Source organism: Micromonospora sp. A202 (genome assembly GCF_006715105.1).
In the GTDB taxonomy this organism is placed as follows: Bacteria; Actinomycetota; Actinomycetes; order Mycobacteriales; family Micromonosporaceae; genus Micromonospora; species Micromonospora zamorensis.
Genome location: NZ_VFMP01000001.1, coordinates 3,166,198 through 3,189,442, shown reverse-complemented (window position 1 = coordinate 3,189,442; position 23,245 = coordinate 3,166,198). Strand labels below are relative to the sequence as shown.

The following is a 23,245-nucleotide window of genomic DNA, read 5'->3' as shown; positions in this document are numbered from 1 at the left end:
GTACCTGCCCGAACACGGCCGGGCCCGGCCCCCGATCTCTGGGGGCCGGGCCCGGTTTCGTGCTTCGGTGCCTACCAGCCCAGGTAGCTGGGCTGGGTCTGCACGTTGAGCTCCTTGTAGCGGGTCAGGTTGGCCGTCCAGGTACGCCAGTCGTTCAGCTCCAGGACGTCCAGGCCCTTCACCATGTCGTTGGAGTAGATGTGGCCGTTGTAGTAGTACGCGGACCAGGTGCCACCACCGACGGGCCTGTCGGCCGACAGCGGACCGCGCTCCCAGAAGGCGATCTCCTTCGGCTTGGCCGAGTCGGTGAAGTCCCAGACCGAGATGCCACCCTGGTACCACGCCTGGACCATGATGTCCTTACCGAGCACCGGGATCAGCGAGCCGTTGTGCGCCACGCAGTTCTCGGTGTCGGAGTTGTTGCGGGGGATCTTGTAGTAGCTGCGGAAGTTCATCTTCCGAGCGTCGCCGCGACCACTGATGTCATAGATGGCATCCGCGCCCCGGGTCGGTCCGACGGCCTCGTTGCAGGTCGCGGCACCGCCGCCACCCAGCTCGTCGGTGAAGATCACCTTGGTGCCGGCGTTGTTGAAGGTGGCCGAGTGCCAGAACGCGAAGTTGACCGTGTCCCGGACCCGGTTGATGACCCGCGGCTTCTCGCGGTTCTTGATGTCGAGCAGGATGCCGTCACCCATGCACGCGCCGGCGGCCAGGTCCTTGGCCGGGTAGACGGTGATGTCGTGGCAGCCGGTGGTCGCCGAGCCGGTCTCACTGCCCGGGAAACCGCCGTCCGGGAAGAGGTTCGGGGCTGCGATCACCGCGGCGTCGGTCGGCTTCTTCACCGGCACCTTGATGATGGAGATCGAGTCGTGCGGCGGCTGGCAGTCCGGGAACTCGGCCCGCGGGCTGTACGACGAGACGTACAGGTAGACCGTCTTGCCGCTCTTGCCCGGCACCAGGGTGTGGGTGTGTGAGCCGCAGGCCGTCTCGACGGACTTGATGTACCGCGGGTTTGCCTTGTCCTTGATGTCGAAGACCTTGATGCCCTCCCAGGACTCCTTCACGTCCGCCCCCTGCGTGGTGCTGTTGCAGGAGTCGTCGCTGCGGGACGAGTCGGTGGAGAGGAAGAGCAGGTCACCGTGGACGGAGATGTCGTTCTGCGACCCCGGGCAGAGCACCCGGGACACGACCGTTGGCGCGCTCGGCCGCGAGATGTCGTAGATGACGAAGCCGTTGTAGTTGCCCGCGAAGGCGTACTTGCCCTGGAAGGCGATGTCGCTGTTGGTCGCGTCCAGTGGGGCGACCTTCGGCACGTTGGCGATCTGACGCAGGTTGGGGCTGCTCACGATCTCGTCGACGCCGGGGATCGTGTTGGTGGGGGCGGCAGTTGGCGCCGCCTGGGGCACCACCTGGGCGTTGCTCGCCGGGGCGACGAGGACGCCGGCGACGAGGAAGCCGGTCGCGGCGAGCGCCACGATGCGGAGTTGTCGTAACCGTGGCTTGTGGAGTCTGATCATCGGCGAGGCCCTTCGCAAGGGGAAGACGATGGTCGACACCTTACCGCCCGGAGAAGAACGTCGATGTGACCTGTGTCACATGAAAGTGTCTTCTTCAATGGATAACATCGCGATGACCTCGACCCCAGGGAGTTGCCCATGACCAACCGGCGTGCACGAACCCTGGCGATCGTCACACTGGCGCTTGTGCTGCCGCTGGTGGCCTTCATCGTGATCCGCTCTGGGGACGACACCGCAACGGGGGCCGCGCGGCCGGCCTCCGCGCCCGCCACCTCGGCGCCCCCCGCGTCGCCCTCGGCCAGCCCCGTGCCCACCGACCTGACCGTCATCGCGCCCGGTCGTCCGGGTGAGTCGGCGACCACCCGCGCGGCCCACGAGGTCCGCGACGCCGGCCCGGCGCCGCACAACTCGTTGGACGTCTGGTTCGTGCGGATGATGATCCCGCACCACGCGCAGGCTCTGGCGATGGCGGAACTCGCCCCCGACCGGGCCGCCGACCCCGACATCCGCGCGCTCGCCGACCGCATTCGCGCCAGCCAGGGGCCGGAGATGGGCATGATGCGGGGCTGGCTTCAGACTCGCGGGCTCCCGGCGGAGGTCCAGGGGCACGACCACGGCACCATGCGTGGCATGCAGACGCCCGAGGCGATGCGGCAGCTCGCCGCGACCCGTGGCGCGGACTTCGACCGGCTCTTCGTGCGGATGATGACCGAGCATCACGAGGGCGCCATCGAGATGGCCACCAACCTGCTCAAGGTCGGTTCCGACCTGACGCTCAACGAGTTCGCCAACTCGGTCGCCACCGAGCAGACCGTCGAGATCGACCGCATGCGTGAGGTCCTCGCGGGCTGAGCCCGGCCTCCCGGCACGTACGCTGGGTGACCGTGAGACGCACCATGTTCGGTCGGCCGTTGCGCGGCGTCGCCTTCGACGTGGCCGTGTCCGCCCTGGTGGCGCTCATCAGCCTGACCGCGGCGGTGAACCAGCCGGGCGGCTGGGCGGCCACCCTGGTCGGTGTGGCAATGGCGGCGGCGCTGGTGTTGCGCCGCACCCACCCGAGCGCGGTGACCGTGGTGGTCGCGGCGCTCGCCCTGGTCCAGGTGATCGCCGGGTGGGGCCCGCTCGTCTACGACATCGCCGTCCTGATCGCGCTCTACAGCGTGGTGAAGTACGGCGAACGGCTCCGTGACGGCGTGGTGGCCGGCGCGGTCGCCGCCGTCGGTGTGCTGCTCGCCGCCGCGCAGACCCCCCACGTCGTCCAGTGGTGGATCACCGCGCTGTGGTACGCGCTGGTCACCGGCGCGGTGTGGTTGGTGGCGCTGAACGTGCGGACCCGCCGGCTCTACGTGCTCAGCCTGGAGGAACGGGCCACGACCCTGGAACGCGAACGGGAGGCCGAGTCCCGGGCGGCGGTCGCCGAGGAACGCACCCGGATCGCGCGTGAGCTGCACGACGTGGTCGCCCACAGCATGGCGGTGATGATCGTCCAGGCGGACGGCGCCCGGTTCATGCTCGACCGTGACCCCGCCCAGGCGCGCACCGCCGTCAAGGTGGTCGCGGACACGGGCCGGCAGGCACTGGAGGAGATGCGCCGGCTGGTCGGCGTCCTGCGCGACGCCGGCCCGGGTGGCGCCGCCGACGGGGCCGACGGGCTCGTGGTGGCCGCCGACCCGGAGCACCGGCGCCTGGCCCTGGCCGAGTTGCCCGACCTGCTGACCCGGTTCGGCGACGCCGGGCTGCGCATCCGCAGCACCGTCACCGGCGCGCCGCCGGCCCTGCCCCCGGGCCTGGAGTTGACCGTCTACCGGGTGGTGCAGGAGGCACTGACCAACGCGCTCAAGCACGCCGGCGTCGGCGCCGGCGTCGAGGTCTGCCTGGCCTACACCGCCGAGGCCGTCGTCGTCCGGGTGGTCGACAACGGCCAGGGCCGCCCGCTGGTCAGCCCCACGCCGTCGGGCGGTCACGGCCTGCTCGGCATGCGGGAGCGGGTGACGGTGTACGACGGCAGCCTCACCGCCGGCCCCCGACCCGTCGGGGGCTGGCAGGTCGAGGTGCGGCTACCGCTACCGTCGGAGCCGGCAACGGAGGTGATCGCGGCATGACGATCCGAGTGGTGATCGTGGACGACCAGGCGCTGGTCCGCGCCGGGTTCCGGATGGTGCTGGACTCCCAGCCCGACCTGGAGGTGGTCGGCGAGGCGATCGACGGCGCGGACGCCCTGCGGGTGCTCGCCCGCACCGAGGCGGACGTCGTCGTGATGGACATCCGCATGCCGACCATGGACGGGGTGGAGGCTACCCGGCGGCTCTGCGCCGACCGGCCCGCGGGCCCGCCCCGGGTGCTGGTCCTGACCACCTTCGACACCGAGGCCGACGCGTTCGCGGCCCTCCAGGCCGGCGCGAGCGGGTTCCTGCTCAAGAACGTCCCACCGGAGGAACTGCTCGCCGCGATCCGGGTGGTCGCCCAGGGCGACTCCGTGGTGGCCCCGTCGATCACCCGGCGGCTGCTGGACCGTTTCGCCGGGCAGCTCGGTGCCGGCCCGAGCGCCGACCCCCGGCTGACGCAGCTCACCGACCGGGAACGGGAGGTGCTGCTGCTGGTCGCCCAGGGGCTGTCCAACGCGGAGATCGCCGCCCGGGTGCACGTGGCCGAGGCGACGGTCAAAACCCACGTCGGGCGGATCCTGGCGAAGCTCCAGCTGCGTGACCGGGTCCAGGCGGTGGTCCTGGCGTACGAGAGCGGGCTGGTCACACCCGGCGGATGACCCCGCGTACGACCTGGGTCGTAGCGGCCGACGTGTGCACCGCGACCCCGGACGCACGCAGGTCGAGCGCACAGGTGGAGATGGACGAACCGACACCGGCCATAGCGTCGGAGGGGTCCGATCCGCCACCTGCACCGGGAGCCCCGCTTGATCCGCCTGACCCTGCGCTCGCTGCGTGCCGAGGCGCTGCGCATGCTGCTCTCCGCGCTGGCCGTCGTGCTCGGTGTCGCGTTCGTCGCCGGCACCATGATCTTCGTCGACGGGATGCGCGCCGGCACCTACGAGCGGGCCGGCACCTTCGACCGCCACACCGACCTGGGCGTCTACTCGGCCGGCCGGGAGCTGCTGCCCCCGACCCTGGTCGATGAGGTGCGCGCGGTCGACGGGGTGGCCGCCGCAGCCGGTGAGCTGACCAACACCGCCGGGGTCGTCGGCGTCGACGGCCGCCCGGTGCTCGGCTTCACCGTGCTCGCCGCCATTCCCACCGAGGACGCCCTGCGCTCGTACGACGTGGTCGCCGGCCGACTGCCCGACCGTGCCGGGGAGGTGGTGCTGGACGCGCCGACGGTCGCCAAAGAGGGCTTCGTGCTCGGCACGCCGGTCCGCGTCGGCGGTTCCGGTGGCCCGGCCCGTCCGTACACCCTGGTCGGCACCGTCGACGTGGCTGGCACCTCCCGCGACGTCGGCGGCCCGTTCGTCGGCATGGTCGGGCCGGACGCGCTGGCTCTCACCGGCGAGCGCGGCTACGGCCGCATTCTGGTGGCGGCCCGACCGGGGGCCTCCGTCTCGGCGCTGACCGACCGTGTGCGCGCCGCGGCGGGCGCCGAAGCCACAGTGAAGAGTCGCCAACAGATCCTCGACGAGGCCGTCGAGGACGCGGTGCGCAACGTGGACCAGTTCCGGATGCTGTTGCTGATCTTCGTCGGGGTCGCCGTGGTGGTGGCGGGCTTCGTGATCGCCAACACCTTCGCGATCGTGCTGGCCCAGCGCACCCGCCGGACCGCGCTACTGCGCCTGATCGGGGCGACCCGCGGGCAGGTCTTCCGGGCCGCCGTGCTGGAGTCGGCAGTGCTGGGGCTGGTCGCCTCGGCGCTCGGCGTGCTGCTCGGCGTGAGCCTCGCCGGCGGGATGGGGCTGGTGATGTCCCGACTGGACGTGCCGGTCGCCGGTGGCCTGACCGTGTCCGGTTCGACAGTCCTGACTGGCCTGCTGCTGGGTACCGCGCTGACCGTGTGCGCCGCCCTGCTGCCGGCCTGGCGGGGGACGCGGGTCGCCCCGGTGGCCGCTCTGACCGACGCCGCGGTGCAGCCCGCCCGGAGTGCTGGCCGGGTACGGCTGACCTTCGGCGCGGTGGTGCTGGCCATCGGGGTCGCGGCGCTGGTCGGCGCCGCCAGCGCCGGCCAACTGATCCTGGTGGCGGGCGGCGGGGTGCTGGCCTTCTTCGGCATCGTCCTGTTCGGACCGGTGCTCGTCCCGGCCCTGGCCCGGGTGTTCGGCTGGCCGGCACGGCGCGTGCTCGGGGCGACCGGAGCGCTGGCGGTCGCCAACACGGTCCGCAACCCGCGGCGCGTCGCCGCGACCGCCACCGCCCTGGTGATCGGGATCGGACTGGTGTCGGCATTCATGGTCGGTGCCCGCAGCACCAAGGACGGCATCGAACGCAGCGTGGACGCCCGGATCGGGACCGACTTCGTGGTCAGCGGTATCGGTCAGGATCTGCCTGGCGCGCTCGCCGGTGAGCTTGCCGCCCGCCCCGAGTTGGGTGTGGTGCACGAGCAGCGCAGCACGGTCGTCGCCGACGTCGAGATCCGCGCGGCCCACCCGGCGCTGGTCGGCCGGACGCTGGAGCGGGTGCTCGCCGGCGACGCCGGCCGGGTCGGGCCGGGGCAGGTGCTGGTCCATCGTGAGCTGGCGCAGGCCCGCGGCTGGCAGGTCGGCTCGCCGATGACCGTCCAGGGCCGGTCGTTCCGGGTGGCCGCCGTGGTCACCGACGACACCCGCTCCGACGGCGCGCCCGTCGGGCACGTCATCGACATGGCCGACGAGGACTTCGCAGCGCTCTTCCCCGCCCAGCGCGGTTACCTGGCCGAGATCGACCCCGCCCCCGGCGTGAGCGCCGAACGTGCCCGGGACGCGATCGAGGCGGTGCTGGGCCGCTACCCGACGGTGAACCTGATGGACCAGGGGGCGTACAAGAAGATGCTGACCGGCACCGTCGACATGCTGCTCGTCCTCGTCACCGCGCTGCTCGGCCTGGCCGTGGTGATCGCCCTGGTCGGTGTGGCGAACACGCTGAGCCTGTCGGTGGTCGAGCGCACCAGGGAGAACGCCGTGCTGCGGGCGGTCGGGCTCACCCGAGGGCGCATGCGGGCGGTGCTCGCCATCGAGGCGGTGCTGATGGCGCTGGTCGGCGCGGTGCTCGGGGTGGGACTCGGCACCGGGGTCAGCGCCTCCGCGATGGCACTGCTGACCCGCCTCGGCGGGGACTTCCACGTGGTGCTGCCGCTCGGCCAACTCGGGCTGACCCTCGGCGTCGCGGTGCTGGCCGCCCTGCTCGCCTCGGTGCTGCCCGCCCGCCGGGCGCTGTCCCGCCCGGTCGTCGAGGCGCTCGCCGACCAGTGACCGACGCGGTCCCGGCCGCGCGCGACCCGAACGGACATCCGCCGGCCGGCCCCGCCATCTTCCCCAGCGGCGGGACCGGCCAGCGGTGCCGGGTCTACAGGCGCTCGACCATCGGGCCGACGCACCGGTTGCGGGTGTCGAACACGTAGCGGGCGTGCCGCACCACGAGGTCGTAGTCGATGCTGTCGTGGTCGGTGACCACCACCACCCCGTCGGCGGCGCTCACCTCCCGCTCCGAGAGCCCGACCACTGTGACGCCGGCCGGGATCTGGTGCGGCTCGGCGTACGGCTCCACCGCGTGGACCTCGGCGCCGAGGGCCTGCAGGCGGCGGGCCACGTCGACCGCGGGGGAGTCCCGCATGTCGCCGGTGTTCTTCTTGTACGCCAGACCGAGCAGCAGCAGTCGTGCGCCGCTGACGGCCCGGCCGCTCCGGTTCAGCCCCGCCATGATCCGCTGCGCGACGTGCTCGGGCATCTCGTGGTTGATGTCGTTGGCCAACTCGATGAACCGGAACTGCCGGCCGAGGCGGCGCTTGACCTGCCACGACAGGTAGCACGGGTCGATCGGCAGGCAATGCCCGCCGACGCCGGGGCCGGGCCGGAACGGCATGAAGCCGAACGGCTTGGTCTCCGCGGCGTCGATGGCCTGCCAGACGTCGATGTCGAGGTGGTGCGAGAGCATGGTCAGCTCGTTGATCAGCGCGATGTTGACCTGGCGGAAGGTGTTCTCGATCAGCTTGGTCAGCTCGGCCACGCGGGTGGAGTCCACCGGCACGGTGCGGTGCACGAGGCGCTGGTAGAACTCGTCCACCCGGGTCAGTGACGCCGGGTCCACACCGGAGACGACCTTCGGCGTGTTCTCCAGCCGCCAGTCCGGGTTGCCCGGGTCGATCCGCTCCGGGCTGTAGCCGAGGTGGAAGTCACCGGGGCTGGTCAGCCCGCTGGCCGATTCCAACAGCGGGCGCAGCAACTCCTCGGTGGTGCCGGGGTACGTGGTCGACTCCAGGATCACCGTGCAACCCGGCCGGACGTACGGGCCGATGCCGACGCCGGCCTGCTCGACGAAGCTCAGGTCGGGGGTGCCGTCGCGCAGTGGGGTCGGCACGGTGATGACGCAGATGTCGAAATCGTCGGCGTCGGTGTACTCCGTGCTGGGGTGGTATCGGCCGCTGCTCAACGCCCGGCCCAGCCGGTCGGTCGGGATGTCCTCGACGAACGATTCACCGGAGGCGAGACGCTTCACCCGATCGGCATCGACGTCGAGACCGACCACGTCCAGCCCGGCCTCGACGGCACGCATGGCCAGCGGCAGTCCGACGTACCCCTGACCGATCACGACCAGCTTTTCAGCGCTCACCCAGGCTCCTGCGGCAGATGGTGGAAATGACCTGCAGAGAGCCTAGAGGCGTCTTCGGCGACGTAAGTCCGTTTTGGGGATATCGGTGCTGGTGGGACTGGGCGGTCAGCCGCCCACCGGGTCTTCCGGCGCGGTCGGTGGGCTCGTGGTGGGGGTCGGATCGGGCGCGGGTGGCGGGTTGCTCGGCGTAGCGGTCTTCGGCGGATCGCTGGGCGGTGCAGTGGTGACCGTCGGCGCCGGCGTTGGCGGGGTGGTCGTCTGGCTCGGCTGGATGCTCGGCGTGGCGGAGACCCGGGCCGACGGCGAGGTGTTGGGGACCGGGCCCCGATCGGGTCGGCCCGGGTCGCCGGTGGCGACCTGCTCGTTCGCGGCCGGCAGGTCCAGCGGCCCGCTCGGCCGCACCGTCGGTGAGGTGGTCGGCAGATTGACCGCCGGGTCCTCATCCGCGGCGTTGCGCGCCGCGCCCAGTGCGGCACCGAGCCCGACGAGCGCGACCAGCATGGCCGCCGCCGCACCGACCAGCGGGCCTCGCCGACGCTGACGCCCGGCCTGCGCCCCACTCGCCACCGCCGCGCCGGCCGGCACGTCGGTGCGGGTGCCCGGGCCGGCGTCGCGCAACGGAACCGCCATCGCCGTCGGCGGCTCGCCGCCGGTGACCGCGGTCCGGGCGGCTTCGGCCATCGCCGCGGCGCTGCTGAACCGGTCGATCGGGTCCTTGGCAAGGGCCCGGGACACCAGGGCCCGGACCGCCTCCGGGATGTCATGCGGCAGCTCGGGTGGTTCGTCGTCCAGGTGTCGCACGGCGACCTGGAGCGGGTTGTCGCCGGTGAACGGGGGACTGCCGGTGAGGCAGCAGTAGGTGACCGCACCCAGCGCGTAGACGTCGGTGGCGCCGCTGACCGGCCGGCCGGCGGCCTGCTCGGGGGCCATGTAGAGGGCGGTGCCGGGCACCGCGTTGGCGCTGGTGATGCTGGTGATGTCGGTGGAACGGGCCACCCCGAAGTCCACCAGGACGACACTGCCGTCCTCGTGCACCAGCAGGTTGCTGGGCTTGACGTCGCGGTGCACGATGCCACCGCGGTGTGCCGCGTTCAGCGCGGCCGCCGCCTGGGCCACGATCGACATCGTCTCGGCCACGTCGAGCCGGCCGGCCGTCTCGATCCGCTTGGACAACGGCTCGCCGGCGACGAACTCCATGACGAGGTAGTCCGCCCGCCCGCCGTCGGGCAGATCATCCGCGCCGCAGTCGAAGACCTGCACGATGCCGGGGTGCCGCAGCGCCGCCATGATCCGGGCCTCGGCCCGGAACCGGGCGATGAAGTCGGGGTCGGAGACCAGCGCCGGCAGCAGGACCTTGACCGCGACCTGCCGGCCGAGGACCAGGTCGGAGGCACGCCAGACGTCGCCCATACCGCCGGTGGCGACACGTTCGTCCAGGCGGTACCGACCGCTGAGCACGACCTCCGATGACAACACCGCATTACCGTACCTAGAGCGGCGCCGCGCGGCGCGCCGCGGCCGGTCGGTCGATCGGGTCATACACGTCAGGTCATCCGGCTTGACCTCTGTGGACGCTGCGTCTCTGTGACCAGGCCGCGACGGGGTGTGACGAAAACTGACATCTTTCGGCACGGCAACGCTGGATGGTCGCAAAAATCCGCCGTCGGGCACAGAGCGCACTTCCTGGCGACTGCCTGTGACGGCAACGCGCCGTCCCGCCGGGTTGATAATTGTCACTCTTCCGTGACACGTTGCCGACTTGCTCGTCGGTGGTCCCCCTCCTAGCGTTAGCCCGGCTCGGGCCCGCCCGGCGATCTCGGCGCGCGGTCGTGCCGCGTCGCCCACCCTGGCGTCGGCACCGGACGTCCCGCCCGGGCCACTCCGGTAGCGGGCGCGATCAGATCGGCGGGGGGCGGTGCGGGTGCGGGAGTTGGTCGGCGGGTCCTCTCGTACCGCGTGGTCTGCCTTTGCTCGGCGGATCGGGCCGACGCGCCCCGGACAGTGCACGGGTTGCGGATGACCGGCGACCTGTCGGAAGCGGTCGGCGCGGCACAGAGCGGGGACGAGGAGGCCTTCCGCTTCCTCTACCGCAGCCTCCAGCCGGGCCTGCTGCGCTATCTGACCGCGCTGGTCGGCACGGACGCCGAGGACGTCGCCTCCGAGACCTGGCTGCAGATCTCCCGTGACCTGCCCAGCTTCACCGGCGGCGAGTTCCGCGCCTGGACCGTCACCATCGCCCGCAACCGGGCGATGGACCACCTGCGCCGAATGCGCCGCCGCCCGTCACTTCCGGTCCCGGTGCAGGCGCTCGCCGACCTCGCCAGCGACGCGGACACCGCCGAGGGGGCCAGCGAGACGATCGGCACCGAGACCGCCCTGGCGCTGATCGCGACCCTGCCTCCCCGCGAGGCCGAAGCCGTCCTGTTGCGGGCGGTGATCGGGCTCGACGCGGGGTCCGCGGGCCGTGTGCTCGGTCGTCGGGCCGGTGCCGTTCGGACCGCCGCCCACCGAGGCCTGCGGCGGCTCGCGGCACTGCTGGAGCGCGAGGGCCCGGCCGGGTTGTCCGTCGGTGTCGAGGGGGTGCCGGCGCCCCGCCCTGCCAGCAGTCCAGCCCTGCGGGCGCCGCACACCGAGCCGGCGGACGGCTGACGTGAGGGGATTTCCGATGAACCCGTTCCGGCGGGCCGACCATGCCGAAACCGACCGGCTGCTCGACTCCGCCCACGGCAGCTCCGACACCGCCCCGGGCCAGGCCCACACCCCCTCGACGTCCGTCCCGGGGTCCGCCCCCGCCGAGCCGGTGGCGCGGCTGCTCGCCGCGGCCGCCGGCCCGGGCCTCCCGCGAGAGTTGGCTGGCGAGGACGCGGCCGTTGCCGCGTTCCTGGCGGCCCGAGCAGACCCGACGCCGTCGGTGCCGCACCGGCCGCGCGGTCGCCGTCTGACGGCTGGCGCGGCGGCCTGGATCGGTGCGGTGGCCGTCACCGCGACGGCGGGTGCGGCCTTCGCCGCGGTCAGTCAGGACTGGGTGCCCGACCCGGGCGCACCGGAGCCGACCCGCACGTCACCAACCCCGGGCCAGGGTTCTCCCCGGTCCGGCGAGCCCGGTCGATCGCCGTCCTCCCCGGGCACCCCGTCGGCCGGCACCCCGTCGCCCCGCCCGCCGTCGCCCCGCCCGCCGTCGCCCGGCACGCCACCTGCCCCCGGCACACCATCGGCGCAGGCCGCGCCTGGCGGGTCGTTGCACGGTCTGTGCCGCTCCTGGCTGGCCAAGAAGCCCGACCAGCGGGACAAGGCGCTGCGAACGCCGGCCTACGAGAGGCTGGTGACGGCCGCGGGCAGTGCCGGCCAGGTCGAGGAGTACTGCCGGCGGCTGGTGCCCGAGGAGAAGCGGTCGGAACCGGCGAAGGTCAGCCCGCCGCCCCCACCGACGGGCCGTCCCACCCCGCAGTGATCGGCCGGCGGCCGGGGGCGGTCTGTTCCGCCCTGCGTCGGAAATTCGTCTGTTAGACAGAAGTTGGCGGCGCCGTGCACGCCCCCGACGGTGTCGGTGGGTGGGTTTACGGTGGCACGGTGTCGCGAAGGCGGCACACGAGAGGGGGCCTGACCGTTGGTGACGTCGCCCGAGCTGGACCGCAGCGCCATTCTGCGCGAGTCCGCAGCCGCAGGCCGGCACCTCGCCCGGATCTGCTTCAAGACCGGTCCACCGACACATACCGGCGTCGAACTGGAATGGACCGTGCACGACGCCGCCGACCCCGTCCGCCCCGTCGATCCGACGAGGCTGCGGGCGGCGCTGGGGCGGCACAGCCCCGTCACACTGGATCCCACCAGCCCTTCCGAGCCTCTGCGGCACGGCGGCATGGTGACCCTGGAGCCGGGTGGCCAGTTGGAGATCTCCACCCCGCCCCGCGCCTCGACCGCCGCATTGATCCGAGCCACCGAGGCCGACATCGCCCAGGTCACCGACCTGCTGGCCACCGCCGGGCTGATTCTCGGCCGCAGCGGCATCGACCCACACCGACGGCCCCGCCCGGTGCTGGAAACTCCCCGCTACCGCGCGATGCGCGGTGCCTTCGACCGGCGCGGTCCGGCCGGCCGCACCATGATGTACAGCACCGCCGGCCTCCAGGTCTGTCTGGACGCCGGTGAGCCGGACCAGGTCGCTGACCGCTGGGCCGCGGCCCACGCCGTCGGGCCGCCGCTGCTCGCGGCGTTCGCATCCGCCGCCCGACACGCCGGGCGGCGCACCGGCTGGGCCTCCGCCCGGATGGCCACCTGGCTGGCCATCGACCCGGCTCGCACCCGCCCGGTCTGGACACCGGGCCACGCCGATGAGGACCCGACCGCCGCCTGGATCCGGTACGTGCTGGCCGCGCCGCTGCTGTGCCGGCGTCGGGACGGCTCGGACTGGACCGCGCCGGCCGGTGTGACCTTCGCCGACTGGCTCGACGGCGCGCTGCCGGAACCACCCACCACCGATGACCTCGACTACCACGTCAGCACCCTCTTTCCGCCGGTGCGGCCGCGCGGTTACCTGGAGCTGCGCTACCTGGACGCCCAACCCGACCGGGACTGGCGGCTCCCGCTGGCGGTGCTGAGCGCCCTCTTCCACGACCCGGGCACGCTGCGCGGGGCGTACGCGATCGCCGCGCCGGTGGCGCACCGCTGGTCGGCTGCCGCCCGGCACGGTCTGGCCGACCCCGCGCTGGCCGCCGCCGCGGCGGCCCTGCTCGACCTGGCCCTGACCACCCTGCCTCGGCTGGACCTGCCGGCCGGCACCCACGACGACATCGAGCGAGGCGTACGAGGGCGGCTGGCCGTCGCCCAGAGGGGAGACGACCGGTGAGCGCGAGGAGTGAGCCGGGGTTGCGAGCCCCGCAGTCGCGAACGGAAGGGACGCGGTGAGTGTGAAGGGGGACGCGGTGCCCGCCGGCGCCATGGGGCACGTCGACGGCGAGCGGTTGCGCGAGCGGATCGCGGTGGAGCTGGCGCGTGCCCGTGCCCGCACCACGTTGTTGACCGAGGTGGTCGACGACGCCGACCTGATGCGCCAACACTCTCCGCTGATGTCGCCGCTGGTCTGGGACCTTGCCCACGTGGGCAACCAGGAGGAGCTGTGGTTGGTGCGCGATGTCGGGGGGCGCCAGCCGGTCCGGTGCGACATCGACGAGCTGTACGACGCGTTCAAGCAGCCGCGCCGGGACCGCCCGGCGCTGCCCCTGCTCCCGCCCGCCGAGGCGCGTGCCTACCTGGGCACCGTCCGGGACAAGGTGCACGATCTGCTCGACGCGGTGACCTTCACCGAGCGGCCGCTGGTCGCCGACGGGTTCGCGTTCGGCATGATCGTGCAGCACGAGCAGCAGCACGACGAGACCATGCTTGCCACCCATCAACTGCGCTCGGGGCCGGCGGTGTTGCACGCCCCGCCGCCGCCGGAGCCGTCCGTGCGGGTCGGTGGGGAGGTGCTGGTGCCGGCCGGGGAGTTCACCATGGGCACCGACACCGACCCGTGGGCGTTGGACAACGAACGTCCGGCGCACCGGGTCGACCTCCCGGCGTACGTCATCGACGCCGCCCCGGTCACCAACGGGGAGTTCGCGGCGTTCATCGCGGAGGACGGCTACCGCGATCAGCGCTGGTGGAGCTCGGCCGGCTGGGCGCATCGGCTCCGGGAGGGGCTGGAGGCGCCGATGCACTGGCGTCGGGACGGCGACGAATGGTCCTACCAGCGTTTCGGCCGGTGGAGCCGGGTGCGCGCTGACGAGCCGGTGGTGCACGTGTGCTTCTACGAGGCGCAGGCGTACGCGGCGTGGGCCGGTGAGCGGTTGCCGACCGAGGCGGAGTGGGAGAAGGCGGCCCGTTGGGACCCGGCGACCGGGCGCTCGCGCCGTTATCCCTGGGGGGACGACGACCCCTCCGAGGCGCACGCCAACCTCGACCAACGTCACCTGCGGCCGGCGCCGGTGGGCGCGTACCCGGCCGGTGTGTCGCCGTTGGGGGTGCACCAGCTCATCGGTGACGTCTGGGAGTGGACGTCGAGCACGTTCGGCGGGCATCCCGGCTTCACCGCGTTTCCCTACCGCGAATACTCGGAGGTCTTCTTCGGTGGCGACTACCGGGTGCTGCGGGGTGGCTCGTTCGGCACCGACCGTTCCGCCTGCCGGGGCACCTTCCGCAACTGGGACCATCCGATCCGCCGGCAGATCTTCAGCGGTTTCCGCTGCGCCCGCGACGCCCGGCCCGACGAGTCGCACCGGTGATCCACTGCGTTGTCGGCGGCCCGGCGGGCTGGGCGCGCTGATGTGTCGTCACCTGGCCTATCTGGGGCCGCCTGTCACCCTGGCCGAGGTCCTGTTCGACCCCCCGCACTCGTTGGTGCGGCAGTCCTGGGCGCCCCGGGACATGCGCGGCGGCGGCACGATCAACGCTGACGGGTTCGGCGTCGGCTGGTACCCGGGCGAGGGTGAGCCGGTGCGCTACCGGCGGGCGCAGCCGATCTGGAGCGACCCGACCGTCGCCCAGCTCGCGTCGGTGACCCGCTCCGGTGCGGTGCTCGCGGCGGTGCGCTCGGCCACGGTCGGGATGGCGGTGCTCGACGGTGCCGCCGCGCCCTTCGCCGAGGGGCGGTGGCTGTTCAGCCACAACGGGGTGGTTCGTGGCTGGCCGGACACGGTGGTGCCACTCGCGGCCGGCCTGCCGGTCCGTGACCTGCTCACCCTGGACGCCGCCACCGACTCGGCGTTGCTCTGGGCGTTGGTGCGGCATCGGCTGCGGGCCGGCGACGACCCGGCGGACGCGGTCGGGCAGACGGTGGCCGACGTCGCCGCGGCCGCCCCCGGGTCGCGGCTCAACCTGCTGCTCACCGACGGTCACCGGGCGGTGGCCAGCGTGGCCGGGCACGCGCTGTCGGTCCGCGAGGGGCCCTGTTCGGTGCTGCTCGCCTCGGAGCCGCACGACGACGATCCCGGGTGGCGGGCGGTGCCGGAGGGGCATCTGGTCGTCGCCACCGCTGACGAGGTGCGGACACGTCCCCTGCCGACCCGGTGAGTCGCACCGGTCGGGCACGCAACGGTTGATCGAGCAGAGTTGATCGAGCAGAGAGGCGAACCGATGACCGCGGAACCGCTGGAGATCTACCTCGAAGAGCGCGATCTGGAGCGTGGCCTGCGCGACGACGTCCGGGCCGGGCTGAGCGCCGGGCAGAAGTGGCTGCCGCCGAAGTGGTTCTACGACGCCCGGGGCAGTGAGCTGTTCGAGGAGATAACTCGACTTCCCGAGTACTACCCCACCCGGGTCGAGCGGGCGGTGCTGGCCGAGCGGGCCTCCGACATCGCGGCGCTGACGTCGGCCAAGACTCTGATCGAGTTGGGCTCCGGTTCGTCGGAGAAGACCCGGCTGCTGTTGGACGCCCTCACCCGTGAGGGCGGGCTGGGCACGTTCGTCCCGCTCGACGTGTCGGTCAGCGCGCTGCGGGGGTCCACCGCCCAGATCGCCGCCGACTATCCGGGCCTGCGGGTTCGGGGCATCGTGGGGGACTTCACCCGGCAGTTGGACCGGCTGCCCACCGGTGGCCGACGGCTGGTGGTTTTCCTGGGCGGCACCATCGGCAACCTGCTGCCCGCCGAGCGGGCCGGGTTCCTGACGGCGATGCGCGCAGCGTTGGAGGCCGGCGACTGGCTGTTGCTCGGCACCGACCTGGTGAAGGATCCGTCGGTGATCGTGCCCGCCTACGACGACGCGGCCGGGGTCACCGCTGAGTTCAACCGCAACGTGCTGCGGGTGATCAACCGCGAGTTGGGTGCGGACTTCGACCCGGCGGCGTTCGAACACGTCGCCCTCTGGGACCCGGACCATGAGTGGATCGAGATGCGGTTGCGGGCGACCCGGGCGATGCGGGTGCGGGTGCTGGGCATGACTGTCGACTTCGCGGCGGGGGAGGACCTGCGCACCGAGGTCTCGGCGAAGTTCCACCCGGAGGGGATCGCCGCGGAGTTGGCCACGGCGGGCTTCGACACGACGGAGTTCTGGACCGACCCGGATGGGCTCTTCGGGGTCACGTTGGCGCGAACCCGGTGAGCCTGTCCACCCGCCGAGAACCGGCCAGCCGATGATCGGATAGGCTGACCGGGCGAAGGGGAGTAGCCCCCAATGTCGTGGTCGACATACTGGTGCGTTCCGCATCCGGCCACGCGGCCTCGGTTCCCGAGGCGGGCGAGACCTTCGACTCAGGCTGTTGCAGCCGGGTCGAGGGCGCCCCTGTACCTCCTCCCGGCATGAGCGGGAAGGACGTCATGGAGGGATTTTTCGCCGCGCTGGTCGTCAGCTTCGGCGTCATCTTCGTAGCCGAGCTGGGGGACAAGTCCCAGCTGATGGCGCTGACCTTCGCCACGCGGTTCAAGCCGATCCCGGTGCTGATCGGCATCACCATCGCCACGGCGGTGGTGCACCTGGCGTCGGTCGCCATCGGTGCGGGTCTCGGGGCGGTGTTGCCGACCGAGTGGATCTCCTTGGTGGCCGGTGTGGCGTTCCTCGGTTTCGGCGCGTGGACCCTGCGCGGGGACAAGCTCACCGAGGACGAGAAGCGAAAGGCGGAGAAGACCAACAAGACCGCGCTGGTGGCGGTGTCGGTGGCGTTCTTCCTGGCCGAGCTGGGTGACAAGACGATGCTCGCCACGATCACGCTCGCCACCAAGTACGGCTGGTTCGGCACCTGGCTCGGCTCCACGCTGGGCATGGTGGCGGCGGACGCGTTGGCCATCCTGGTCGGCCGGATGCTCGGTCGTCGGCTGCCGGAGAAGGCCATCAAGTACGGTGCCGCGATCCTGTTCGCCATCTCCGGTCTCTGGTTGATCCTGGAGGCGGTGAACGAGCTGACCTGAGTGTCGACTAGCTGCCCCGAGTGCGGGTAACGGCCCGGGGTGGAGCCGGCCGAGCTGTTGCGTCAGGGCGACCAGGTGCTGGTGGCCGTGGTGGAGGTGGCCGGCGCACTGGTGATCTTCGTTGGCGCGGTCTGGGCGGCGGTGCGGTTCGTGGTCGAAGGGCTACGACACCGTTCCGCCGCCCTCTTCACGCCCATCCGGCTCTCCCTCGGCCGCTTTCTGACCCTCGGCCTGGAGTTCCAGTTGGCGGCCGACGTGCTGCGGACCGCCGTGTCGCCGTCGTTCGAGCAGATCGGCCAGCTGGCGGCCATCGCCACGATCCGAACGGCGTTGAACTACTTCCTGGGCCGCGAGATCCGTCAGGAGCAGCGCCAGGTGGCCGAGGCAGAGCAGTCCCGGTGATGGACGTCCTGCTCACGGTGGTCACCGCTCTGGCCCTGGTCGTCGGGGTGGTCACCGTGCTCAGCACCGGAGCGCTGCGGACCGGCGTACGGCTGCTGTTGGACCTGCTGACCGCGGCCGGTCTGCTGCGGCTGGCCGGCGACCCTGGCTGGAACGGCCTGGCCGGCGCGGTCGCGATCATCGCCCTGCGGCAACTGCTCGGTGCGGCGATGAGCGCTCCGCCGCCGTGGTCCGGGCGACAATCCCCGGCACCCTGCGCCGGGGACGATCACCACCTACCGTTGGCCTTGAGACGTGGAACCGGGAAAACGGGAGGATAACCACATGAGCCGGCACGACGAACCGAACGAGTACGGCTTCTCCGGCGGTGCCACCGCTCCCGAGCCGCCGCCCGGCGGGAAGCCCGACGAGCAGGATCGCGTCGAGGCGGTGGCGGTGCCGGGCGACGACCTCACCGCCCCGGCGGCCGAGGCGGTGGTCGAGGAGACCGAGGAGCTGCCGCCCGCCGATCGTCGCCGCTGACCGGAGGTCCGTCGTACGGCACGGAGGTGGCACGCCGCGCGGGTCGGCCGTTCGCCGGCTCGCGCGGCCATCCGTTCAAGCGCCTGAGGGTCGCTGGTAGACGTCGGGCACACCGTCGCCGTCGGCGTCGAGCCGCTCCCGCTCCGCCACCAGGCGGTACGTCGCGTTGCGGCGGACGAGCACCGTGGCGGCCAGGCCGGCGGAGATCACCGACCCGAGCAGCACGGCCACCTTGACCCGACCGTCGGTCGTGCTGCCGGCGCCGAAGGCCAGATCGCCGATGAGCAGCGACACAGTGAACCCGACGCCGGCCAGCAGGGCGATCCCGAGCAGGTCCGACCAGCTGATGTCCTCGTCCAGTTCGGCGCGGGTGAATCGGGCCAGCAGGTACGTCGATCCGAAGATGCCGATGCTCTTGCCGAAGACCAGGGCGGCGACGACGGCGATCACGATCGGGTCGGTCAGCAGGGCGCCGAGGTCGCTGCCGCGCAGCGTGACCCCGGCGGCGAACAGCGCGAAGACCGGCACCGCGAAGCCGGCCGACACCGGGCGCCACCGGTGCTCCAGGCGTTCGGCGAGCCCGCCCTCGTCCGATACGGCGGCCGGCTGGCCACCAGCGACCGTTGGGCGGCGGGCCAGCACCGGGACCGTGAAACCGAGCAGGACACCGGCCACGGTGGCGTGCACACCCGAGGCGTGCACCAGCGCCCAGGTGGCGACCGCGAGTGGGATCAGCGCCCACCACCAGGTGCGCCCGCGTTGCACCAGCAGGGCGAAGAGCCCGATCGGCAGTAGCGCCGCGAGCAGCGGAAGAGGTTGGAAGTCGGCGGTGTAGAAGACCGCGATGATGGTGATCGCGAAGAGGTCGTCGACCACGGCGAGGGTGAGCAGGAAGGCGCGCAGGCCCTGGGGCAGGTGTGAGCTGACCACCGCGAGCACGGCCAGCGCGAAGGCGATGTCGGTCGCGGTCGGGATGGCCCATCCGCGCAACCCGTCCCCGCCGGCGCTCAGGACGACCCCCACGTAGATCAGCGCCGGCAGCAGCATTCCCCCGAGGGCGGCCACCACGGGCAGCGCCGCCCGGCGTGGGTCGCGCAGTTCCCCGGCGACGAACTCCCGTTTGAGTTCCAGACCCACGACGAAGAAGAAGACGGCCAGCAGGCCGTCCGCCGCCCAGGTGGCCAGGGTCAGGTCGAGGTGCGCCGACGCGCCGCCGGGCCAGGGCACCCAGGCACCGAGCCGGGTGTACGAGTCGGACCAGGGCGAGTTTGCCCAGGTCAGCGCGACCACGGCACCGAGCAGCAGCAGCGCTCCGCCGACGGTCTCGGTACGCAGCACGTCGGCCAGGTGTCGGGCCTGCGGCCAGGATGAGCGGGAGAACAGCCGGACCCTCGGCGGGCGCTGCTCGGACGGCGGGGTGCGGGAGGTCATGTGCGGGGTCACCTCGGGAGTCAGGACAGCAGGAATCCACTCGCCGACCAGACTTCCCGGCACACCTTCACCGAGCCTATCCGGCTTTGCGCCGGGCGGCCCGCGCTGGGCCGATCGGACGCCACCTGATCGGCTTTCGACCTTTTCCGCGTTGTCGCCGCTGCCGAATGGGTGTTTGTCGGGTTGGTCATCCGGATGCGCATCGCACTGCGGAAAATACATAACTCCGGACATAAGGCGCAACAACCGCTTTAATGGTTTCACGAGTTTAGAGACGACCTTGGGGGTTTTCGTGAAGTTTATTGGCGTAACCGGACCGGCACGGAGGCGCTCCTGATGGACCTGCTCCGCCATTTGCGTCACGTGCGTCGGCACTGGTGGGTACCGCTGGTCACGATCATGGTGGCTCTGGGCGTCTCGGCGTTCCTGACCGTGCGGGCCCAACCCCGGTACGTCGCCTCGGTGACCTTCTTCGTCACCACCCCCAACTCGGGCATCAGCGAGGCCTACCAGGGCGGGCTCTTCCTCCAGCAGCGTGTCAAGTCTTACGCCGACCTGCTCGGCAGCGACCGACTGGCGCAGAGCGTGGTGGCCGAAACGCCGGTGGGTCTCACCGCGGACGAGGTGCAGCGCCGGGTGAGCACCTCCACCGAGACCGGCACCGTTCTGCTGCGGGCGTCGGTCACTGACACGGACCAGACCCGCGCGCTGCGGGTGACGGAGTCCCTCGCCGCGAAGTTCGTCGAACTCGTGCAGAAGATCGAGACGACGCCCGAAGGTAAGGCGCCGATCAAAATCGAAGTGGTCAGCGGCCCGCGGGTGAGCGCCAACCCTGTCTCGCCGCAGCCGGTCCGCAATCTCACCCTCGGCGGCCTGATCGGGCTGCTCCTCGGCGTCGGCCTGGCGATCCTGCGCGGCATCGCCGACGTACGGTTGCGCGACTCCGCGGGCCTGCAACGCGCCACCGGCAGCCCGCTGCTTGGCGAGATCCCCTTCGAGGCCAGCGCCCGCACCGCGCCGCTGATCGTGGGCGAGGCCGCGACCTCGGCGCGTGCCGAGGCGGTTCGCAAACTGCGGACCAACCTGCGCTTCGTCGATGTCCACGAGCCGGCCCGGGTCATCGCCGTGACCAGCGCCCTGCAGGGCGAGGGCAAGACCACCCTCTCCTGCAACCTGGCCATCGCGCTCGCCGAGGCCGGCTGGCGGGTGCTACTGGTCGACGCGGACCTGCGCCGCCCGAAGGTCGACGACTACCTGGGCCTGGACGCCGGTGTCGGTCTCACCGACGTGCTGGTCGGCGACGTGCAGGTCGGTGATGTCGTGCAGCGCTGGGGGGACAAGTCGCTCCTGGTGCTGCCCAGCGGGTCGGCCCCGCCGAACCCGAGCGAACTGCTCGGCTCCAAGGCGATGTCGGATTTGTTGCTGGCGCTGCGCGAGTCGGCGGACATCGTGATCATCGACACTGCGCCGCTGCTCGCGGTGACCGACGGCGTGGTCGTCGCCGTGCAGGCCGACGGTGCCCTGCTGGTGACCCAGCAGGGCCGTACCTCCCGGACCCAGGTGGCCGCCGCGGCCCGCTCGCTGCACTCGGTCTCGGTCCGGCTGCTCGGCTGCGTGCTGAACATGGCGAAGGTGGCCAAGGCCGAGGCGTACCAGTACGAGGCCTACCGGGTGGTCACCTCGACGCCCAAGGCGTCGGTGCCGGCCGACCGGGCCGCGTCCGGCAGACACGTCGCGACCACCGACGGAGTCAACGGCGTCGCCGACCACACCCAGGAACTCAGCCGGTTGCCCCGATGAGCGCGGCGAGGGGTCGCAGCGACCGTTCGATCTCCTCGGCACAGCGTCGGAAGTCGGCGGCGGTGCCGCCGATCGGGTCCCGAAGGTCGTCCGCCTCGGGGGCGGCAGGTTGCAGCCGTCCCCGGGCCTGGGCGGCGGCGGCGATCGCCGCGCCCAACGGGTCGTCGCTCGATCCGTCGAGCGGCTCGGCCGCAGCGGCCAGCCGGCCGAACTGGCGCACGGTGAACGTCCGGTGCAGCGCCGCCGGTGTCAGCGCGGTGCAGACCGAGCGCTGGCGTCGGGTCGCGGTCAGCACCAGCGTCGCGTCGGCCAGGTACTCGGGGCGCAACCCCCGGGTCCGGAACTCCGCCGGGTCGACGCCGCTGTCGGCCGCGATCTCCATCGCGTACGGGTGCATCGCCAGCCCGTCGATCGCGTCGGTGCCGGCGCTGGCCACGGTGACGGGCCGGTCGGCCAACAGCCGGCGGGCCAGGAACTCGGCCATCGGCGACCGGCACAGGTTGGCGTGGCAGACGAACAACACGCGATCAGCCATCGGTGCCCCTCTCATCGGTGCGGACGCGGGTGTCCGCACCGCGAGGGCGGTGCGTCGACGCCGGAGGCCGCGCGGGGAGGGGTTGTCGGCATCGTACGCGGGCCGGGCGTCTGCCGGTCGTGGTGCCGCGCCGGTCGACGTCGATCCACGCCGGACGGGGGCGCTGCGGTGAGGATCGGAATCCTGTCGTACCACTTTCCGCCCGAGCCGGCGTTCATCCCGGGCAGCCTCGCCGAGGAACTGGCCGCGCGGGGGCACGAGGTCCGGGTGCTCACCGGCTTTCCGGACTATCCCGGTGGGCACGTCTATCCCGGCTGGCGGCAGCGTTGGCACCACGAGACGCACAGCGAACGGCTGACCGTTCGACGGGTGCCGCGCTACCCCGGGCGTGCCGCGTCCACCGGTACCCGGATGGCCAGCTACCTCTCTTTCGCCGGCAGCGCGACACTGGCCGCGCGCCGGTACTTCCGCGACGTGGACGCGCTCTACGTCTTTCAACTGCCGGCGACGACGTTCGCCACCGCCGGGGTGCTCCGGCTGCTCGGTCGGGTTCCGGCGGTGCTGCACGTGCAGGATGTCTGGGCCTCGGACGGCGTCGACGAGGCGGGCGAGGGTCGCTGGGCGGTGCGGATGGGCAGCGCGATGAGCCGGATCTACCGGGCCGCGGCGCGGATCGCGGTAGCCGCACCGTCGATGCGGGACCTGGTGGTCGCCGCGGGCGCCGACCCGACCCGGGTCCGACTGGTGCTGAACTGGACCGACGAGCGAATCTTCCATCCGGTGACGCCCGGCGCGGCCGCCCGTCAGCTGGTTCGCCGGGACGGCCGGTGCGTGGTGATGCACGCCGGGACCATCGGCGCCCGGCAAGGGCTGGAGACCGCTGTTCGGGCGGCGGCGGCACTGGACCGGACGATGGATCTGGTCCTGGTCGGTTCGGGCGCTGAAGAGCGGCGGGTGCGGGGGCTCGCCGCCGAGCTGGGCGCGGACAACGTCCGCTTCATGGAGCGACGGTCGCCCGTCGACATGCCCGAGCTGTACGCCGCCGCCGACTACCAGCTGGTCATGCTGCGTGACCTTCCGGAGCTGCGGGGCACGGTGCCGGGCAAGCTCCAGGCCGCGCTCTCGTGTGCCGCACCGGTGGTGGCGTCGGCCGGCGGGGACACGGCCGAGCTTGTCGAACGAGCCAGAGCGGGGCTCTCCTGCCCGCCGGAGGACTGGGCGGCTCTGGCCGACCGGTTCTGGTTGGCCGCCACCATTCCTCCGCCGACCCGGGCCGAGATGGGTCGGCGCGGCCGGGCGGCGTACCTGCGGGAGATGTCGCTACCCGCCGGTGTGGACCGGATCGAGCGACTGCTGCATGAGGCGGCAGGACGAGTCGCGGAGCCGGCCGGCAACTCGCGAGGAAACCTCGCCTAA

21 protein-coding genes are annotated in these 23,245 nt (G+C 72.2%); 16 read left to right on the top strand and 5 right to left on the bottom strand.

All coding sequences use genetic code 11. From position 1 onward, the window contains the following. Positions 1–71 precede the first annotated feature (71 nt). Entirely contained in the window at positions 72–1,517 is a 1,446-nt protein-coding gene (locus tag FBZ33_RS14905; RefSeq protein WP_141909499.1) for an LVIVD repeat-containing protein, read from the bottom strand. Positions 1,518–1,655: 138 nt separating this feature from the next. Here FBZ33_RS14905 and FBZ33_RS14900 point away from each other — a divergent pair, with 138 nt between their 5' ends. From FBZ33_RS14900 to FBZ33_RS14885, 4 genes are all read left to right on the top strand, one after another. After that, positions 1,656–2,369, top strand: coding sequence for a DUF305 domain-containing protein (locus FBZ33_RS14900; protein ID WP_141909498.1), 714 nt, complete (start codon positions 1,656–1,658; stop codon positions 2,367–2,369). A 26-nt stretch (positions 2,370–2,395) separates the two neighbouring features. Then, positions 2,396–3,619 carry a sensor histidine kinase gene (locus FBZ33_RS14895; RefSeq protein ID WP_141909497.1) on the top strand — a complete coding sequence of 408 codons (1,224 nt, stop codon included), beginning with the start codon at positions 2,396–2,398 and terminating at the stop codon, positions 3,617–3,619. Beyond that, positions 3,616–4,281 (top strand): response regulator transcription factor, encoded by a 666-nt coding sequence (locus FBZ33_RS14890; RefSeq protein WP_099853774.1) that lies wholly within the window; start codon positions 3,616–3,618, stop codon positions 4,279–4,281. The genes FBZ33_RS14895 and FBZ33_RS14890 overlap by 4 nt, the downstream gene beginning before the upstream one ends. A gap of 147 nt (positions 4,282–4,428) precedes the next feature. Further along, the gene (locus FBZ33_RS14885) at positions 4,429–6,903 is read left to right on the top strand and encodes an ABC transporter permease (RefSeq protein WP_141909496.1); all 2,475 of its coding nucleotides are present in this window, start codon (positions 4,429–4,431) and stop codon (positions 6,901–6,903) included. A 94-nt stretch (positions 6,904–6,997) separates the two neighbouring features. Here FBZ33_RS14885 and FBZ33_RS14880 read toward each other — a convergent pair whose 3' ends face one another. Next, positions 6,998–8,260, bottom strand: coding sequence for a nucleotide sugar dehydrogenase (locus FBZ33_RS14880; protein WP_141909495.1), 1,263 nt, complete (start codon positions 8,258–8,260; stop codon positions 6,998–7,000). A 105-nt stretch (positions 8,261–8,365) separates the two neighbouring features. Then, complete coding sequence (locus FBZ33_RS14875; protein WP_255508872.1) at positions 8,366–9,736, bottom strand: serine/threonine-protein kinase; 1,371 nt, start codon at positions 9,734–9,736, stop codon at positions 8,366–8,368. Positions 9,737–10,276: 540 nt separating this feature from the next. Between FBZ33_RS14875 and FBZ33_RS14870 the strand changes: the two genes are divergently transcribed. The 10 genes from FBZ33_RS14870 to FBZ33_RS14825 all read left to right on the top strand — a co-directional run bounded on the left by FBZ33_RS14870 (position 10,277) and on the right by FBZ33_RS14825 (position 18,063). Continuing rightward, positions 10,277–10,909, top strand: a complete 633-nt coding sequence (locus tag FBZ33_RS14870; RefSeq protein ID WP_141909493.1) for an RNA polymerase sigma factor — start codon at positions 10,277–10,279, stop codon at positions 10,907–10,909. A 16-nt stretch (positions 10,910–10,925) separates the two neighbouring features. Then, the gene (locus FBZ33_RS14865) at positions 10,926–11,711 is read left to right on the top strand and encodes a hypothetical protein (protein WP_141909492.1); all 786 of its coding nucleotides are present in this window, start codon (positions 10,926–10,928) and stop codon (positions 11,709–11,711) included. 156 nt (positions 11,712–11,867) lie between these two features. Beyond that, positions 11,868–13,106: an ergothioneine biosynthesis glutamate--cysteine ligase EgtA gene (egtA, locus tag FBZ33_RS14860; RefSeq protein ID WP_141909491.1), complete on the top strand. Its 1,239-nt coding sequence runs from the start codon at positions 11,868–11,870 to the stop codon at positions 13,104–13,106. Positions 13,107–13,197: 91 nt separating this feature from the next. Beyond that, positions 13,198–14,520, top strand: coding sequence for an ergothioneine biosynthesis protein EgtB (egtB, locus tag FBZ33_RS14855; protein ID WP_141912685.1), 1,323 nt, complete (start codon positions 13,198–13,200; stop codon positions 14,518–14,520). 40 nt (positions 14,521–14,560) lie between these two features. Further along, entirely contained in the window at positions 14,561–15,307 is a 747-nt protein-coding gene (egtC, locus tag FBZ33_RS14850; RefSeq protein WP_141909490.1) for an ergothioneine biosynthesis protein EgtC, read from the top strand. Positions 15,308–15,370: 63 nt separating this feature from the next. Next, the gene (gene egtD / locus FBZ33_RS14845; protein WP_141909489.1) at positions 15,371–16,336 is read left to right on the top strand and encodes an L-histidine N(alpha)-methyltransferase; all 966 of its coding nucleotides are present in this window, start codon (positions 15,371–15,373) and stop codon (positions 16,334–16,336) included. A 215-nt stretch (positions 16,337–16,551) separates the two neighbouring features. Then, positions 16,552–17,139 (top strand): TMEM165/GDT1 family protein, encoded by a 588-nt coding sequence (locus FBZ33_RS14840; protein WP_088951766.1) that lies wholly within the window; start codon positions 16,552–16,554, stop codon positions 17,137–17,139. Between the two features lie 39 nt (positions 17,140–17,178). Then, complete coding sequence (locus FBZ33_RS14835) at positions 17,179–17,541, top strand: DUF1622 domain-containing protein (protein ID WP_088948278.1); 363 nt, start codon at positions 17,179–17,181, stop codon at positions 17,539–17,541. After that, positions 17,541–17,861, top strand: coding sequence for a hypothetical protein (locus tag FBZ33_RS14830; RefSeq protein WP_088948277.1), 321 nt, complete (start codon positions 17,541–17,543; stop codon positions 17,859–17,861). The genes FBZ33_RS14835 and FBZ33_RS14830 overlap by 1 nt, the downstream gene beginning before the upstream one ends. Positions 17,862–17,865: 4 nt before the next feature. Next, on the top strand, positions 17,866–18,063 hold the full coding sequence (locus tag FBZ33_RS14825; protein WP_141909488.1) for a hypothetical protein: 198 nt from the start codon (positions 17,866–17,868) through the stop codon (positions 18,061–18,063). 75 nt (positions 18,064–18,138) lie between these two features. Here FBZ33_RS14825 and nhaA read toward each other — a convergent pair whose 3' ends face one another. Beyond that, complete coding sequence (nhaA, locus tag FBZ33_RS14820; RefSeq protein WP_141909487.1) at positions 18,139–19,494, bottom strand: Na+/H+ antiporter NhaA; 1,356 nt, start codon at positions 19,492–19,494, stop codon at positions 18,139–18,141. A gap of 336 nt (positions 19,495–19,830) precedes the next feature. Between nhaA and FBZ33_RS14815 the strand changes: the two genes are divergently transcribed. Then, a complete protein-coding gene (locus tag FBZ33_RS14815; protein WP_141909486.1) occupies positions 19,831–21,294 on the top strand; it encodes a polysaccharide biosynthesis tyrosine autokinase in 1,464 nt (487 codons plus the stop codon). On the opposite strand, the gene FBZ33_RS14810 is transcribed toward FBZ33_RS14815, so the two are convergent. Next, positions 21,275–21,829, bottom strand: coding sequence for a low molecular weight phosphatase family protein (locus FBZ33_RS14810; RefSeq protein WP_141909485.1), 555 nt, complete (start codon positions 21,827–21,829; stop codon positions 21,275–21,277). The two genes, FBZ33_RS14815 and FBZ33_RS14810, sit on opposite strands and share 20 nt — an antisense overlap. Positions 21,830–21,997: 168 nt before the next feature. Between FBZ33_RS14810 and FBZ33_RS14805 the strand changes: the two genes are divergently transcribed. After that, entirely contained in the window at positions 21,998–23,245 is a 1,248-nt protein-coding gene (locus FBZ33_RS14805; protein ID WP_141909484.1) for a glycosyltransferase family 4 protein, read from the top strand.

Excerpts from the sequence above, each read along its gene's own strand:
- FBZ33_RS14905 (WP_141909499.1), bottom strand. The coding sequence starts at position 1,517 with ATGATCAGACTCCACAAGCCACGGTTACGACAACTCCGCATCGTGGCG.
- FBZ33_RS14900 (WP_141909498.1), top strand. The coding sequence starts at position 1,656 with ATGACCAACCGGCGTGCACGAACCCTGGCGATCGTCACACTGGCGCTT.
- FBZ33_RS14890 (WP_099853774.1), top strand. The coding sequence starts at position 3,616 with ATGACGATCCGAGTGGTGATCGTGGACGACCAGGCGCTGGTCCGCGCC.
- FBZ33_RS14870 (WP_141909493.1), top strand. The coding sequence starts at position 10,277 with ATGACCGGCGACCTGTCGGAAGCGGTCGGCGCGGCACAGAGCGGGGAC.
- FBZ33_RS14865 (WP_141909492.1), top strand. The coding sequence starts at position 10,926 with ATGAACCCGTTCCGGCGGGCCGACCATGCCGAAACCGACCGGCTGCTC.
- egtB (WP_141912685.1), top strand. The coding sequence starts at position 13,198 with ATGGGGCACGTCGACGGCGAGCGGTTGCGCGAGCGGATCGCGGTGGAG.
- egtC (WP_141909490.1), top strand. The coding sequence starts at position 14,561 with ATGTGTCGTCACCTGGCCTATCTGGGGCCGCCTGTCACCCTGGCCGAG.
- egtD (WP_141909489.1), top strand. The coding sequence starts at position 15,371 with ATGACCGCGGAACCGCTGGAGATCTACCTCGAAGAGCGCGATCTGGAG.
- FBZ33_RS14840 (WP_088951766.1), top strand. The coding sequence starts at position 16,552 with ATGGAGGGATTTTTCGCCGCGCTGGTCGTCAGCTTCGGCGTCATCTTC.
- FBZ33_RS14830 (WP_088948277.1), top strand. The coding sequence starts at position 17,541 with ATGGACGTCCTGCTCACGGTGGTCACCGCTCTGGCCCTGGTCGTCGGG.
- FBZ33_RS14825 (WP_141909488.1), top strand. The coding sequence starts at position 17,866 with ATGAGCCGGCACGACGAACCGAACGAGTACGGCTTCTCCGGCGGTGCC.
- nhaA (WP_141909487.1), bottom strand. The coding sequence starts at position 19,494 with ATGACCTCCCGCACCCCGCCGTCCGAGCAGCGCCCGCCGAGGGTCCGG.
- FBZ33_RS14815 (WP_141909486.1), top strand. The coding sequence starts at position 19,831 with ATGGACCTGCTCCGCCATTTGCGTCACGTGCGTCGGCACTGGTGGGTA.
- FBZ33_RS14810 (WP_141909485.1), bottom strand. The coding sequence starts at position 21,829 with ATGGCTGATCGCGTGTTGTTCGTCTGCCACGCCAACCTGTGCCGGTCG.